General features: G+C 56.5%; 18 protein-coding genes. 6 read left to right on the top strand and 12 right to left on the bottom strand.

Translation table 11 applies throughout. The annotated features are described in order from the left end of the window. The 9 genes from ACUUL3_RS14470 to ACUUL3_RS14430 all read right to left on the bottom strand — a co-directional run bounded on the left by ACUUL3_RS14470 (position 1) and on the right by ACUUL3_RS14430 (position 8,310). Positions 1-879: a YitT family protein gene (locus ACUUL3_RS14470; protein ID WP_448552504.1), complete on the bottom strand. Its 879-nt coding sequence runs from the start codon at positions 877-879 to the stop codon at positions 1-3. A gap of 54 nt (positions 880-933) precedes the next feature. Beyond that, positions 934-1,494, bottom strand: a complete 561-nt coding sequence (locus ACUUL3_RS14465; protein ID WP_448552502.1) for a hypothetical protein — start codon at positions 1,492-1,494, stop codon at positions 934-936. 91 nt (positions 1,495-1,585) lie between these two features. Then, on the bottom strand, positions 1,586-2,191 hold the full coding sequence (locus tag ACUUL3_RS14460) for a hypothetical protein (RefSeq protein ID WP_448552501.1): 606 nt from the start codon (positions 2,189-2,191) through the stop codon (positions 1,586-1,588). Positions 2,192-2,379: 188 nt separating this feature from the next. Next, positions 2,380-2,655, bottom strand: a complete 276-nt coding sequence (locus tag ACUUL3_RS14455) for an RNA recognition motif domain-containing protein (protein WP_448552499.1) — start codon at positions 2,653-2,655, stop codon at positions 2,380-2,382. Positions 2,656-2,956: 301 nt separating this feature from the next. Then, positions 2,957-3,991, bottom strand: a complete 1,035-nt coding sequence (locus ACUUL3_RS14450) for an Lcl C-terminal domain-containing protein (RefSeq protein WP_448552498.1) — start codon at positions 3,989-3,991, stop codon at positions 2,957-2,959. A 21-nt stretch (positions 3,992-4,012) separates the two neighbouring features. Further along, entirely contained in the window at positions 4,013-5,911 is a 1,899-nt protein-coding gene (locus ACUUL3_RS14445; RefSeq protein ID WP_448552496.1) for an ATP-binding protein, read from the bottom strand. 27 nt (positions 5,912-5,938) lie between these two features. After that, positions 5,939-6,982, bottom strand: a complete 1,044-nt coding sequence (selD, locus tag ACUUL3_RS14440) for a selenide, water dikinase SelD (protein ID WP_448552495.1) — start codon at positions 6,980-6,982, stop codon at positions 5,939-5,941. Next, complete coding sequence (locus tag ACUUL3_RS14435; protein WP_448552493.1) at positions 6,979-7,272, bottom strand: DUF3343 domain-containing protein; 294 nt, start codon at positions 7,270-7,272, stop codon at positions 6,979-6,981. The genes selD and ACUUL3_RS14435 overlap by 4 nt, the downstream gene beginning before the upstream one ends. Before the next feature lie 6 nt (positions 7,273-7,278). Beyond that, positions 7,279-8,310: an NAD(P)H-dependent glycerol-3-phosphate dehydrogenase gene (locus ACUUL3_RS14430; RefSeq protein WP_448552491.1), complete on the bottom strand. Its 1,032-nt coding sequence runs from the start codon at positions 8,308-8,310 to the stop codon at positions 7,279-7,281. A gap of 157 nt (positions 8,311-8,467) precedes the next feature. On the opposite strand from ACUUL3_RS14430, the gene ACUUL3_RS14425 reads away from it, so the two are divergent. The 4 genes from ACUUL3_RS14425 (at position 8,468) to ACUUL3_RS14410 (ending at position 9,683) form a co-directional block, all read left to right on the top strand. Beyond that, positions 8,468-8,719 carry a type II toxin-antitoxin system Phd/YefM family antitoxin gene (locus ACUUL3_RS14425; protein ID WP_448552489.1) on the top strand — a complete coding sequence of 84 codons (252 nt, stop codon included), beginning with the start codon at positions 8,468-8,470 and terminating at the stop codon, positions 8,717-8,719. Next, positions 8,716-8,970 (top strand): Txe/YoeB family addiction module toxin, encoded by a 255-nt coding sequence (locus ACUUL3_RS14420; protein ID WP_448552487.1) that lies wholly within the window; start codon positions 8,716-8,718, stop codon positions 8,968-8,970. The genes ACUUL3_RS14425 and ACUUL3_RS14420 overlap by 4 nt, the downstream gene beginning before the upstream one ends. A 191-nt stretch (positions 8,971-9,161) precedes the next feature. Continuing rightward, positions 9,162-9,413, top strand: a complete 252-nt coding sequence (locus ACUUL3_RS14415; RefSeq protein ID WP_448552485.1) for a type II toxin-antitoxin system Phd/YefM family antitoxin — start codon at positions 9,162-9,164, stop codon at positions 9,411-9,413. Positions 9,414-9,416: 3 nt separating this feature from the next. Continuing rightward, positions 9,417-9,683, top strand: coding sequence for a type II toxin-antitoxin system RelE family toxin (locus ACUUL3_RS14410; RefSeq protein ID WP_448552483.1), 267 nt, complete (start codon positions 9,417-9,419; stop codon positions 9,681-9,683). 34 nt (positions 9,684-9,717) lie between these two features. Here the strand turns inward: ACUUL3_RS14410 and ACUUL3_RS14405 are convergent, their stop codons facing one another. After that, positions 9,718-9,834: a hypothetical protein gene (locus ACUUL3_RS14405; protein WP_448552481.1), complete on the bottom strand. Its 117-nt coding sequence runs from the start codon at positions 9,832-9,834 to the stop codon at positions 9,718-9,720. Between the two features lie 229 nt (positions 9,835-10,063). Continuing rightward, a complete protein-coding gene (locus ACUUL3_RS14400) occupies positions 10,064-10,321 on the bottom strand; it encodes an Eco29kI family restriction endonuclease (protein ID WP_448556497.1) in 258 nt (85 codons plus the stop codon). 124 nt (positions 10,322-10,445) lie between these two features. On the opposite strand from ACUUL3_RS14400, the gene istA reads away from it, so the two are divergent. Together istA and istB are read left to right on the top strand one after the other, a co-directional pair. Further along, positions 10,446-11,693, top strand: coding sequence for an IS21 family transposase (gene istA, locus ACUUL3_RS14395; protein WP_448556398.1), 1,248 nt, complete (start codon positions 10,446-10,448; stop codon positions 11,691-11,693). Continuing rightward, the gene (gene istB, locus ACUUL3_RS14390; RefSeq protein WP_448551597.1) at positions 11,681-12,463 is read left to right on the top strand and encodes an IS21-like element helper ATPase IstB; all 783 of its coding nucleotides are present in this window, start codon (positions 11,681-11,683) and stop codon (positions 12,461-12,463) included. The genes istA and istB overlap by 13 nt, the downstream gene beginning before the upstream one ends. Positions 12,464-12,593: 130 nt before the next feature. Here the strand turns inward: istB and ACUUL3_RS14385 are convergent, their stop codons facing one another. Beyond that, positions 12,594-13,178 carry an Eco29kI family restriction endonuclease gene (locus tag ACUUL3_RS14385; protein ID WP_448552479.1) on the bottom strand — a complete coding sequence of 195 codons (585 nt, stop codon included), beginning with the start codon at positions 13,176-13,178 and terminating at the stop codon, positions 12,594-12,596. Between the last annotated feature and the right edge of the window lie 4 nt (positions 13,179-13,182).

The following is a 13,182-nucleotide window of genomic DNA, read 5'->3' as shown; positions in this document are numbered from 1 at the left end:
CTACCAGTGGGGTTGGTTGCCGATCCGGTAATTCATCACCTCAAGGGTGTCGCTCACCACGACAAAGGCCTTTTCGTCGATCTGGTTGATGATGCGCTTGAGCTGGCCGAGATCGCGGAAGCTGATCACCGTGTAGAGGATGCACTCCTGCTCCTTGGAGTAGCCTCCTTCACCGCGGATCACCGTGACGCCGCGGCGGATGTCCTTGAGGATTTCCTCGCTGATCCGCTCCCATTGCGAGGAGATGATGAACACCGCCTTGCGCTGGCTCAGGCCCGTCACCACCAGATTCAGCATCTTGGAGCCGACGTAGATAACGATCAGGGTGTAGAGCACCGCCTCCAGGGAGTAAATAAAGGTGACCAGGGAGAGGACGACGGCGTTCACGGTCATGATCGTGTTGCCGATGCCTATGGAGTAGCGCCTGAGCAGCATGACCGAAAGAATGTCCATGCCGCCGGAGGAGCCCAGGGAACGAAGGGTGATGCCGGCGCCGGCCCCGCTGATGATCCCGGCAAGCAGCGCGCTCAGCAGCCGGTCTTCAAGGGGAATGCGCACCTGGACCAGGGCAATGGCCGCGGCCAGGGTCACAAGGCCGATGACGCTGTAAAAAAAGAACCTGCGGCCCACCGACATCCAGGCCATGAGGAAGAGCGGGATGTTCAGGAGAATAAAGATCGTGGCGACACTAAGGGCGGGAAAGCTCTTGTGGAGGATGAGGGCGAGCCCGGTGATGCCGCCGGTGACAAAATGGCGGGGAATCATGATGCCGTTGATCGCCAGCGCGCAAAGAACGCTGCCGGTGGTGATGAGGAGCAGATTCCAGAGAAAATTTTTCGGGGAGAGGATCAGCTGTTGCCGGTCAATGGGGTTGTTCATGATTCCCGTGTTTTTTTGTTTCCACCAGACTGACCGGCCGCGCGGTTCCCGGCTTTACCCGGCCTGCACCTCGGCCTTGCTGATTTTTTCGTACAACTTAATTTTTTGCCGGTAAGGCTGCCACTCAAAAATGAGGTTGGCGAAAAATTCCCAGAGGGAAACCCAGGCGGCGATGCCAATGCCTTCCTGGAGAATTTTCGTAAACAGCCCTCTGGAAACGAAGAGATTTTCCAGGGGGAAAAAAACCGACCCGCCGAGCAGAACGGTTCCCAGAAAAAAAAGGGAGATGGTCTTTTTCCGATTTTTCGCGAGGGCGCGCCTCTCCACCTCCCTGAGGTAGATAAAGTAGTTGGCGATGCTGTCCCGCACCCGCTCGTCCAGACCGCCTTCCGCCGGTTGCCCGCAGGAAATGCGAATCAGAAAGGGGTGCTCTTCCAGCTCCTGGACGCTTTCGATCAGATACTCGACAAAATCCTGATCCAGCTCCCGCCGGCGAAAACCCGCCTTTTTGTCAAAGGCATTGTAGAGGTCATTGAGGGAATCAATGGCAATATCGATGATCACCCGACCATCGGGTGCTGTTTCGTACCGGGTTGCAATGACTTCTCCGTTCATACCGCCTCAATCGCTTTGGTGCAGGACCATGACCACCCGGGATACTCTTGCCACGGAAAGACCCGGGTCGGCAAGAGCGGGGAGAGCGCGGTCAGCGCTCCGCCTCCTCCTTGAGATCCGCGAAATCGCGGCGCACCGCTTCAAGATACCGTCTGTACCCTTCCGCATCGCCGTATTCAAAAAACCTGCCGTACCGGCTGTGCATGGAGGCCACCCTGCGGGCATGCTTGATCGGGCACCAGTACTGTTCGGTGCGGGCGGCTATCTCCCGGACATAGGCCATGAAACCGTTGAAATAGCCGCAGTAGACGCAATTGATCTTCTCGATGATGTTGAGATAGCCCAGGGCATGCCGGTCAATGACGATGTATTTGCTCCGCTTCACCCTGGGAATGCCGTAGACCGGAAAGCAGACGGCCTGATAGAGGGTCACCGAGGCGTCGAGGAAGAGGGTGGGGATGAGGATAAACCAGATGACGGGAGTGGTGAGGATATTGAGGAGGGCCGCCTCGGAAAGATAGCGCGACACCCTCTGCATCAGGACCTTGTGCCGACGCTTGACCTCCTTTTCAAAACGCACCTTCTTGCCGGTGATCTTGTAATAGAACTCCTCCTCTTTCTTCTGGGCCTCCTGGTAAAGCTCCTTTTCAAGCTTTTTGATCTTCTCGATCAGGGCTTCGATTCGGGTATCGAGCATGGTCCACCAATGGGGTATTTGCCGGAGCGCTTGTTCTGGTCGGCAGAGGCTGCACAGGGTTGTTGAAAAAGGTGAATTCGCCGGAAGAAGATCACGGAAAGAAAGGGGGGGCGGCTTCAGAAAAGGGCGGCAGGCTGGACCCATGGTCCAGCCTGCCGCCCCGGGAGCCTGCGAACCCCGCTCACCCCTTAATACTGGGGCCGGCGGCGTTTGGTGTTTTTCTTCTTCTGTTCCGCCTGATTCACCTTGATATCCCTGCCCTTGAGCATGCTCTTGTTCAGGGCCTTGATGGCGGTATCCGCCTCCGAGTTGTTGGGCATTTCGATAAAACCAAATCCTTTTGACTGGCCGGAGAAGCGATCCTTGACGAGGCTCACGCTGGCGACCTCACCGTAGGCGGAAAAAATCTCCTTCAATTCCTCTTCGGTAACGCCGTAAGCCAGATTGCCGATGTACATATTCATGCGGTACTCCTCCTCATGTGCATTGATCGAGATTTCGCTAGCAAAAAATCCAATGCACAAAATTGGAAGATAGCGACCAGCCAAGGATGGCTGATTATCTGAAAACCTGTAAAAAAGTAGAGGGACCGGAGTGGTCCCTCAGCACGCTTTTTCAGGTAGTTGTGAAGCACTGGCCGATAATGGGAAAAACCAGCACGATGACGCATCGTAGCATGTTTTCACGCTTATTCAAGCTGTTTCATGGAATTGATCATGATCCCGGCCAGTTAACACGATCCGCCCCAGGACAGCGCTTCCCGGTTCACCGGCCAAGCGGTTCTCCATACGATACCGGCCAGACAAAAAACGTCCTGCCCTTCTTATATCCCACCCCCAGGGCGCCCTTGTCCAGGTAGAGGGCCCAGGCCCAGTCGGTTTCGAAAAAACTGGTGGTCGCTGACCAGTAGGTATCCCGCACGTTCCTGAAAAAATTGCCCTCCGGCAGGGCGGGATTGCTTCGGGAACAGTCCACCAGCGACTCCAGGGCGTTGATGTTCGGCAACCGCCAGTGGCGTATTTGCCCAGCCTCCTTGCGATTCAGCTCCCGGACCGCGGCCAGGGCCTCGGCCCAGGTTACCGGACCGCCGGTCAGGTCGGCGTTCTTCAGCCACCGCAAGCCTGTCAGCCCATCAACGACATACGCGCCCTGGTCGCTGAAACGCGGCGCGGGCCATGGCCGGCCCAGGCGCAACTCCCCATCCTGGCCCGTGCCAACAGGGTCGATGACAGTACCGCTCTGGTCATAGCAGTGCTCCTGCCCGGTTCTTGACAGCACATTCGTCCCCCCCCGCACCGGCCAGACAAGAGAGTACTGGTCCTTGCGGCCGTAAAACATCCGGGCGCCTTCCAGGTGCACATACCAGGCATAGCGGGGATCAATGGCCGCGCTGGTGGCGGTCCAGTACCAGCCGAGAAAAACATTCACAAAGGGATGATCCCGGGGAAGGGAAGGGTTTTTCGCCTGATAGCTCATCAGGCTTATAAGCTCACGCCGGTTGGGCAGACGCCAGTCGGCGAAGCCGCCATGTTTTTCAGTATTCATGGCCCGGACAAAAGCAAAGGCCTCATCCCAGGTGCGGGGGAATTCGCCGGGATTGGCGTTTTTTGACCAGGAAAGCCCGGTGAGGAGATCCGCCACCACCTCCCCTTCCTCCTGGAAACGGGGCGACGGCCAGGGGAGGCCATATGCGCTCTCGGCATCCTGGCCGGTGCCGGCACAGTCGATGGGCAACCCCAGGCTGTCATAACAGAATATTTGCCCGGTGCGCAGCACTCGCTGCCTGTCGCCAGCGTCCATGGAGGCCTCCCGCCGCGTACCTTATTTCTGCCGGCCTTCCGGCAGCCACTTGGCAAGCAGATCGCAAAGCTGTTCCTTTTTCACCGGCTTGGCAAGGTAATCATCCATGCCGGCGGCCAGGCATTTCTCCCGGTCGCCCTCCATGGCGTTGGCGGTCATGGCGATGATGGGCAGCCGGCCCTGCCCCTCTTCCTGACGGCGATAGCGCCTGGTCGCCTCGTAGCCGTCCAGGATGGGCATCTGGCAGTCCATGAAGGCCAGATCGTACCCGCCCCTTGCCAGGGCGGCCAGGGCCTTTTCACCATCCTCGGCGATATCCACGGAGAGGTTCAGGCCCGCAAGCATCCTGGCGGCGACCATCTGGTTGACCTTGTTGTCCTCCACCAGCAGAACCCTGCCTTGAAGCGCGCCCGGGTTGCGCGCTTCTGGCTTGTTCCGGGCGACCTCCCGTCCGAACTCGGCCACCACCGGAAAATCAAGCGCACACCAGAAGGTGGACCCTTTACCCGGCTCGCTCTCCACCCCGATCCGCCCCCCCATCATCAGGACAAGCTGCCGGACGATGGCCAGCCCCAGGCCGGTGCCGCCGTATTTCCTGGTGGTGGAGCCGTCCGCCTGGCTGAAACTCTGGAACAGATCGGCCTGATATTTCTCGGCTATGCCGATGCCTGTGTCAATGACCTCCATGCGCAGGGCAACCCTGTCGGTATGGGAGGAGAGGCACTTGACTCTCACCGTTACCCGGCCGTTTTCGGTGAATTTAATGGCATTGGTGAGCAGATTGCTCAAGATCTGCCGCATGCGGGTTGGATCACCCAGAAGCCGCTCCGGCAAGGCGGCGTCAATCTCGGCGGAAAGCTCGATGTTCTTTTCCCTGGCCTGCCTGGCCAGCAGGCTCAGCAGTTCTTCCCCGATCTTTCTCAGACTGAAGGGAATCTGTTCCAAAATCAGCTTGCCGGCCTCGATCTTGGAAAAATCGAGGATATCGTTGAGAATGCCGAGCAGGGCCTCGGCCGAGGAATGGGCGATACGCACATATTCCTTCTGCACCGGAGCCATCTCCGTGTCGGCAAGGAGTTGCAGGGTGCCGAGAATCCCGTTCATCGGGGTGCGGATCTCATGGCTCATGTTGGCGAGAAATTCGTCCTTGGCCCGGCTTGCCGCCTCGGCGACATCCCTGGCCTTGATCAGCTCCGCCTCCGTTGCCTTGCGCCGCTCGTTCTCGGCCATGAGCTCCATATTGAGCGCTTCCCCTTCATCGCGGGCCTGTTCGAGGTTTTCCACCAGTTCTTCATTGGCAAACCGCATGGTAAAGGCGGCGACCAGCGATTCCTGCATCCGGGTGGCGGAATTGATGAGAACCACCATGTAAAAGAGCAGGATACAGGCCATAACGCCGTACAGGGTGCCGCCTTGCGCAAAAAGCTGATAGGCGAGGGGGAGAATCGGCAGGGCGATATAGGTGTAATAAAGCTTTCGCAGGGGAGAAAGAAGAGGTATGGCGCCGGCGGTGAGGCCGGCAACGATGAAGATAAAACCCAGCTGCTCCGGGATCGCGCCGGCAGGGAAAAAATAAAAAACCGCCAGCCCCCAGAAGAGCGCGGTGAGAACAATCAGGGCAATATAGATCTGAATGCAGGAAAAACCCGTGGGAGCGCCGCCGGCGAGAAGGTTCCGTTTCCGGTAGCAGCGAACCGCCGCCAGCCTGCAAAAGTAGATGATGGTCATGATTCCCAGCCAGCCCTTGAGCAACCCCGCCGGAGCAACAGTCCGTACCATGAGCGCCATGGCGCAGACCAGCACATAAGCGGCCGTGCTGCTGGAAAAACCAGAGAAAAGCACCAGCCGGACCAGTTCGTTGTTTACCTGGCTCTGTGTCCCCGGCTCGCCCTGGTGATGGTCCAGAAAGAATTTGAGCATGGCTGAAATATGCTTTGCAGACTCCTTTTAAACAATTTCAATGGTTCCGGGCCTGCCTTCCACCACCTGGCCGATGATGCCGAAATCAAGGGGATAGTTGCGCTTGAGGAGGCGGTCGGCAATGGACCTGACCCCATCCGCCGAGGCGGCGATGAGCAGGCCGCCCGAGGTCTGGGGATCGAGGAGGACCATCTCCAGGGGGTCCGCCTCGGCAAGTTCGCTTTGCAGATGCGGGGTATAAAATTCCCGGTTCTTGTGGGCCCCCTCCGGGATGATGCCCATGGAGGCGAAACGGAGAGTGTCCGGCAATACCGGCACCGCCTGCGCATCAAGGCGGATGGCGACCTGGGAGGCCACCGCCATCTCATGGAGATGCCCCACCAGGCCAAAGCCGGTGATATCGGTGCAGGCATGGGGGCCGATGGTCTGCATGAGCTGGGCCGCCTCCCTGTTTAAGGTGGCCATGACCATGGCGATCATGCGTTCGACGGCCTTCTCGGCCAGCCCGCCCTTGAGAGCGGTGGCGAGGATGCCGGTGCCCAGCGGCTTGGTGAGGAGCAGGTGATCACCCACCCTGGCGCCGGAATTGAGGACCACCCGGTTGGGATGCACCACCCCGGTGACGGAGAGGCCATATTTCAGTTCCTCGTCCTCAATGGAGTGGCCGCCCACCAGCAAAGCCCCGGCCTCCTTGATTTTGTCCAGACCGCCGCGCACGATATCCCTGAGCACGGACCTGTCCATGCTCTTGATGGGAAACGCCACCAGATTCATGGCCAGGAGCGGCTTGCCACCCATGGCGTACACATCGGAGAGCGCGTTGGCCGCGGCCACCTGCCCGAACAGGTAAGGATCGTCGAGAATGGGCGTGAAAAAGTCCACGGTCTGGATCAGGGCGGTCTCGTCGTTCAGACGGTAGACCCCCGCATCCTCGCCGGTGGTCGCGCCCGCGATCAGGTTCGGATCGGTGGGCAGCTCAAGGCCGCACAATAGCTGGTCCAGGTCCCCCGGACTCAGTTTGGCGGCTCAACCGGCTGCTTTGACGGTGCTGGTCAGCTTGGGTCTGGTCATTTGTCCTTCCACGCTATTTCTTGATAGAGGCCATCGCGCCCTTTCCGATGGATCCGGGCGATGGCGATTTGGGCCGCCGCTAAAATATCGCGCACCCGGGCAAAGCTCTCCGGGGCAAAGAGTATGGCCATGCCGCAGTCCGAGCTGATCTCGCGGGGCACCGGCACCACATCATGACTGATGCCACTGTTTTTTAAAAGTTTTTCCGCCTTGAGCACGTAATGGATGGAAAAAAGGATCAGCACGTATGGTTCCGGGGCTGTATGTTCTTTTTTTTCCGCTGCGTTCATGGATACTCAGGCCTGGTACTCCATTTCCTCTTTCTGATCCCGGGAAAGCAGGGTCTGCACCGCGCGGTCGCAGGGCTTCTCCTCGTAGATCACCTGATAGACCTGCTCCAGAATCGGCATCTCCACCCCGATCTTTCTGGCCAGGGCCAGGGCGGAGCGGGTGGTTTTGACACCCTCGGCCACCATCTCCATCTCGGCGAGTATCTGGCTCAAGGTCTTGCCCTGGCCCAGCTTGAGACCGACCTGCCGGTTCCGGCTCAGATCGCCGGTGCAGGTCAGGACCAGATCGCCCATGCCGGCCAGGCCGGAAAAGGTGAGGGGCTGGGCACCCATGGCCACCCCGAGCCGGGTGATTTCGGCAAGCCCCCTGGTGATGAGGGCGGCCCGGGTATTGGTACCGTAGCCCAGGCCGTCGCAGATACCGGCCGCAATGGCGACGATATTCTTGAGGGCCCCGCCAAGCTCCATGCCGATCACATCGGTGCCGGCATAGACCCGGAAGCGTTCGGTGAAAAAGAGATCCTGAAAAAACCTGGCCCCGGCCAGGGTGGAAGCGGCCACGGTCACCGCGGTGGGAATACCGGCGGCCACCTCCCTGGCGAAGCTCGGCCCGGCCAGGACGCCGAGCTCACCGGCAAAGGAGGGATTTTCCCTGGCCAGCACCTCGGCCATGACCTGATTCATGGTCATGAGGGTGTCGTTCTCGATGCCCTTGGTGGCGGAGATGATCCGACAATCCGGGGCCAGATGGGAGGCAAGGCTGGAAAACACCTCCCGGTAGACATGGGAGGGCACCACCATGACCACCACCGGCTTGCCGGTGACGGCGGCGACAAGATCCGTGGTGGGCCGCACCGTCTCCGGCAACGGAAAACCGGGCAGATAGGTGCGGTTCTCCCTTTGTCCGCGGATCTCCTCCACATGCTCGGGCCGGTGCGCCCAGAGATCCACGCCTATCCCCTTGTCGCCCAGCAGTTTGGCCAGGGCGGTGCCCCAGCTGCCCGCGCCGATCACGGCTATGTTTTCAGGAAGAGTCATCAGTCAAGCCTGTGTGATAAGGGTCCATCCGCGCCGACCCATGTTTCGCGTTGCAATGCCAATATGCACAGCCATTCTCGCCGTGCGCCTGATTGACTTATCCCACGATTTATTTTACAGTACATTTAGCTGTACATGTCCACTTTGGAGGTTTGATATGGATACTATCACATACACTTCAGCGAGAAGCAACCTCGCAAAAACCATGGAAAAGGTTTGCGATGACCACGCTCCGGTCATTATAACCAGAAAAACCTCCCAGCCTGTTGTCATGATGTCCCTTGAGGACTATGAAGCCCTCGAAGAGACCGCCTACCTGCTGCGGAGCCCCCAGAATGCCCGCCGGCTTCTTGAATCAATCGCCGAGCTTGGCTCCGGAAAAGGAATGGTGAGGGAGCTCATGGATTGAAACTTATATTCTCCGAACATGCCTGGGACGACTATCTTTACTGGCAAAAGGCCGATAAAAAAACTTCCAGCCGCATCAATCTGCTGATACGTGAAATTCAGCGCACCCCCCATGGGGGAATCGGAAAACCCGAGCCCCTCAAGCATGGCCTCTCCGGGTACTGGTCACGCAGAATAACCGATGAGCATCGCATTGTTTATAAAATCGAAAATGGTGCCGTGTTTATCGCCCAGCTCCGCTACCATTATTGATTTATCAGCCGCCACTGAACTTGATTCAGAGAACGCTACCCCCTGCGGTCAAGTGACTCAATTGTCTCCACATCGCACAACGAACCTTTAACCTGTTGTTATAGTTTGATTTTATTGCATTTTTTTATTGTTGAATTACCCCCCTGCGAAATGTACTATTTGTACATAATGTACATTTAAGGAGGAGCGCCATGCCAACCGTAATTTCTACCGCTGACGCCAGAAAACATTTTGCGGATATTGTCAATGAAGTGGCCTATGGCCACAAATCTGTAATCTTGACCCGCCGGGGAGAAAAAATTGCCGCCCTGGTTCCCATTGAGGCGCATGAACTGCTCCAACAGCTTGAAGATGTCATTGACATCGAGGATGCCAAAAAGGCCTTGGCCGAACCCGGCGAAAATATGCCTGCAAAAGCGTTTTGGGAGAAGTTGGGGCTTTAAGCCATGACCTATTCTGTTGAATTCAGGCCCGCAGTCTTGAAAAGCATTGAACATCTCCCAAGACGGGATTTGCTGAAAATTAAAAAGAAAATTGATGCGTTGGGCACAAACCTCCCGAATCCGGCTACAACAAAAATGAAGGGCAATAACCCCTTTCATAAAATCAGATCTGGCGATTACCGAATTATTTATGAAATCCATGACGATAGGCTTGTCATTCTTGTTGTGAAAGTTGGCCACAGAAAAGACGTTTACAAAAACCTGCCCTGACTTTTAGCCTTCAACCCATTATATTTACATGGTTTTATTCCGTTATGACTTCATGATCAGCGGCGGGCCGGTGCGCCCAGAGATCCACGCCTTGACCCTTGTCGCCAAGCAGTTTGGCCAGGGCGGTGCCCCAGCTGCCCGCGCTTATCACGGCTATAATTTTCAGAAAAAGCCATTATTCAAGCCTGTGTGTTCAAGGTCTCTTTGCGGGAGAAGGCGGATTTCGGGCTACAACGCCATATGCGCCAGCCTCTTCCCGCCATGACAGAGATAGCAAAGGTCCACCTTACACATCTTTTCGTCGCTAAATCAGTCAGTTGTCTTGGCCAGACCCCTTCTTGATTCTATTAAATATGCCGTCCCCAAAATTCCTATGAACGTCATTCAAGAGAAAGCAACTTGTACAACTTGTCTTTATTGGGGACGACTGGATGTTTCATGAAATGTTCAGCTATTTTAGCTTCGATTTCATGGCGCTTCATTTGGTCGCTCTCTGTATCCGCCGCCCACTTACGTCCGGGATGCATGGTGTCCCAAGGAGAACGTTTATTAGCCCGCGTTTTAGCGCTATCGCCGTGTTTGCCAATTCCGAAACAAATCTTGACTTCTTTGTTCCATATTGGAAGGAAGAGGCGGATCTGTCACTGGCAATGTAAAAATGTACCAAAAATGGCAATGAAAAGTGTACCACCTGCAACCTAACCCAAGGGAGATTACCTTCTTCGCAAGGAGGTGATTCCCATGATTACGTTGGAGGTTTTTATGGACATTCACTCATTGCGACGTGACGGCCTGAGTATCCGGGCCATTGCTAAGAAGCTCGGCATTCACCGGCAGACTGTCAAAAATCATCTCGCGGCAACCACATTGCCCCAATACCACACGAAAAAGCGCCGGCCTTCTGTTCTTGACCCCTTCCGCCAGATCATCAAGGACTATGTCGAGCAGGACGACTACCAAGCAACCTGGATCTTTGACCGACTCAGGAAAATGGGCTATGTCGGCAGCTACGAAACCGTGCGGGATTTCGTTCGCCCTCTCAAGGAGCAACAAACCCGTCTGGCCTATATCAGATTCGAGACCGAGCCTGGCCTGCAGGCCCAGGTTGATTTCGGCGACTATCAGATTGTCGAACCAGACGGCACCACCACCACGGTCCATGCCTTTTCCATGCTCCTCGGCTTTTCCCGCGCCATGTATGTGGAGTACGTCGAGCGCTGCACCATGGAAGCCTTCATGGACTGCCACATCAACGCCTTCCGTTACCTTGGCGGGGTGCCGGCGGAGATCCTGTACGACAACATGAAGAACGTGGTGGTCGACCGCAGTGAGGGGAAGGCGAATTTCAACAAGGAATTCCTCCATTTCGCCCATCACTACGGCTTCGCAGCCAAGGCCTGCCCTCCCTATAGCCCATGGGTAAAGGGCAAGGTGGAACGCCCCATGGACTATATCCGGGAGCGTTTCTGGCGGGGCTACACCTTCACCACCCTCCAGGCCCTCAATCGGGACATGCGCCGTTGGCTTGACGAAACCGCCAACCGTCGAGTCCATGGCACCCATCATCGGCCGGTTTGCGATCGCTGGCAGCAGGAAAGCTCCTTGCTCGGGAAACTGCCGCCCACCGACTACGACACCTCCATCAAGGTGTATCGCAAGGTCTACAAGGACTGTCAGATCTCCTACAACACCAACCGCTATCTTGTCCCTCACCGGGTGGTGGGCAAAAGAGTGCTGCTCAAGATCAAGCACGGCGTCATCGCCATCTTCCACGATCACGACTTCCTGGTCAGCTACCAGGAGGCAGGCGGAAAGCACGAGTTTGTCGGCAACCGCCTGTTCTACGACCAACTCCGCCGCGATCAGCAACAGCTCACCCGCAAATATGGCAAAGGCAAGGGCAAGGCCACCAGGGGACTCACCTCCGGCAGCCTCTATCCGCAAGTCGAGCAGCGCCCCCTGGCCGAGTATGACCTGTTTGCACAGGGGGGTGTCGCATGGAACAACTGACCAGTGAACGTCTCCAGGACAACCTGCAACGCCTCAAGCTGAGCCGGGCCGCAGAGGTGCTTGACGCCATCGTCCAAGATGCCGAGGGGAACAAGAGCTCGTATCTGGCCTTTCTTGATCACCTGCTGGAAGAGGAGGTGGCGGCCAAGGACACCCGGCGAGTGCAGACCGCCATGAAAACCGCCGGCCTCCCCAGCGCCAAGACCATCGATGAGTACGACTTCTCCTTCCATCCCAACCTGGACAAGAAGGCGGTCATGGAGCTTTTCGAGCTTGATTTCATTACCAAGCACGAAAACGTCGTCTTTCTCGGCCCGCCCGGGGTCGGCAAGACCCACCTGGCAACGGCCCTTGCCATCAAGGCCTGCCATCATGGTTTCAAGGTCTACTTCACAACCATGGAAACCCTGATCAGAAAACTCAAGGAAAGCGGACAGTCCAAGCATAAAGCGTATCTCAGCTCCAGCCTGGTTGTGGTGGATGAGGTCGGCTACCTCTCGGTCAATCCCCAGGAAGCCTACCTCTTCTTCCAATTCATCTCGCACCGCTACGAGAGAAGCTCCACCATAATAACCTCCAACAAGAGCTTCGGGGACTGGCAGGAATTTTTCGGAGATCCGGTGATAGCCACCGCAATCCTCGACCGGCTCCTTCACCACTGCCGAGTGGTCAACATCAAGGGCCACAGCTACCGGCTGCGGGGCCACTCGATCACAAAATCAACTATCAAAGAACAAGGTGAAACACTGGCAGAAAATCAACCCATGTAACCGAACCATTTGCAGCGGCTGGGAGAGACCGCTTCGATGAACGCTTTGGGCGACAAACTCCGCTGGCGTCTTCGCAGACCTCTTTCCCTCACAGGTGGTACACTTTTACTTTGCCGAAACTGGTACACTTTTACTTCTGTATTGACAGGATCATGAAATCTTCCACCGCTGCTTGCATCCCGGTCTGAATGGGTGCGGCCCTGAAATAGAAATCAGATAACGACAGATTCGCCTTGTTCATACTCTTGCAATGCTCCTTAAGGCGAGAGTACAGCGCTTGCCCCTGTTCTTCAACGGTCTCAGCTTGCGGGTTCCTTGGATCTGCTTTGCCTACATATATCGGCGTTTCAGTACATGAAAGAGGGAGGTATGCTTTCTCGGCCTTACCATGGTAGTAGATCGCATAGACTCCAGCGCCATAAAAGGGAGAGTCGACAAGGTTCTCAAGAACGAGTTTCTCTTTATTCGTAAAGCTAAACGCAAAAAACTTGGCGATGCTGTCAGATCGGCCCAGAGTGATACCAACTGCCCCGAAACGGACTGGTGAGACTAGTTCCCGTGCCTGATGTAACTCATTGATCAATAAACCTGATTCGGATACGAAGCGCTTAATGTCCCGATCGCTCTGGCTGTCGGCGGATGTAAAATTCATGATCGGGTGTAACGATTTCCTCATCTTCTGAATTTGTTTCAATAGGTCAGGCAATAATGACATGTCA

It is taken from the genome of Thiovibrio sp. JS02, from assembly GCF_053485635.1.
This window is presented reverse-complemented; position numbering and strand designations above follow the sequence as displayed.

Bases quoted from the DNA above. Each gene is read 5' to 3' on its own strand.
- istB (WP_448551597.1), top strand. From the start codon at position 11,681: ATGGAACAACTGACCAGTGAACGTCTCCAGGACAACCTGCAACGCCTC.
- istA (WP_448556398.1), top strand. From the start codon at position 10,446: ATGGACATTCACTCATTGCGACGTGACGGCCTGAGTATCCGGGCCATT.
- ACUUL3_RS14415 (WP_448552485.1), top strand. From the start codon at position 9,162: ATGCCAACCGTAATTTCTACCGCTGACGCCAGAAAACATTTTGCGGAT.
- ACUUL3_RS14445 (WP_448552496.1), bottom strand. From the start codon at position 5,911: ATGCTCAAATTCTTTCTGGACCATCACCAGGGCGAGCCGGGGACACAG.
- ACUUL3_RS14455 (WP_448552499.1), bottom strand. From the start codon at position 2,655: ATGAATATGTACATCGGCAATCTGGCTTACGGCGTTACCGAAGAGGAA.
- ACUUL3_RS14450 (WP_448552498.1), bottom strand. From the start codon at position 3,991: ATGGACGCTGGCGACAGGCAGCGAGTGCTGCGCACCGGGCAAATATTC.
- ACUUL3_RS14460 (WP_448552501.1), bottom strand. From the start codon at position 2,191: ATGCTCGATACCCGAATCGAAGCCCTGATCGAGAAGATCAAAAAGCTT.
- ACUUL3_RS14385 (WP_448552479.1), bottom strand. From the start codon at position 13,178: ATGTCATTATTGCCTGACCTATTGAAACAAATTCAGAAGATGAGGAAA.
- ACUUL3_RS14410 (WP_448552483.1), top strand. From the start codon at position 9,417: ATGACCTATTCTGTTGAATTCAGGCCCGCAGTCTTGAAAAGCATTGAA.
- ACUUL3_RS14470 (WP_448552504.1), bottom strand. From the start codon at position 879: ATGAACAACCCCATTGACCGGCAACAGCTGATCCTCTCCCCGAAAAAT.
- ACUUL3_RS14430 (WP_448552491.1), bottom strand. From the start codon at position 8,310: ATGACTCTTCCTGAAAACATAGCCGTGATCGGCGCGGGCAGCTGGGGC.
- ACUUL3_RS14435 (WP_448552493.1), bottom strand. From the start codon at position 7,272: ATGAACGCAGCGGAAAAAAAAGAACATACAGCCCCGGAACCATACGTG.
- ACUUL3_RS14425 (WP_448552489.1), top strand. From the start codon at position 8,468: ATGGATACTATCACATACACTTCAGCGAGAAGCAACCTCGCAAAAACC.
- ACUUL3_RS14465 (WP_448552502.1), bottom strand. From the start codon at position 1,494: ATGAACGGAGAAGTCATTGCAACCCGGTACGAAACAGCACCCGATGGT.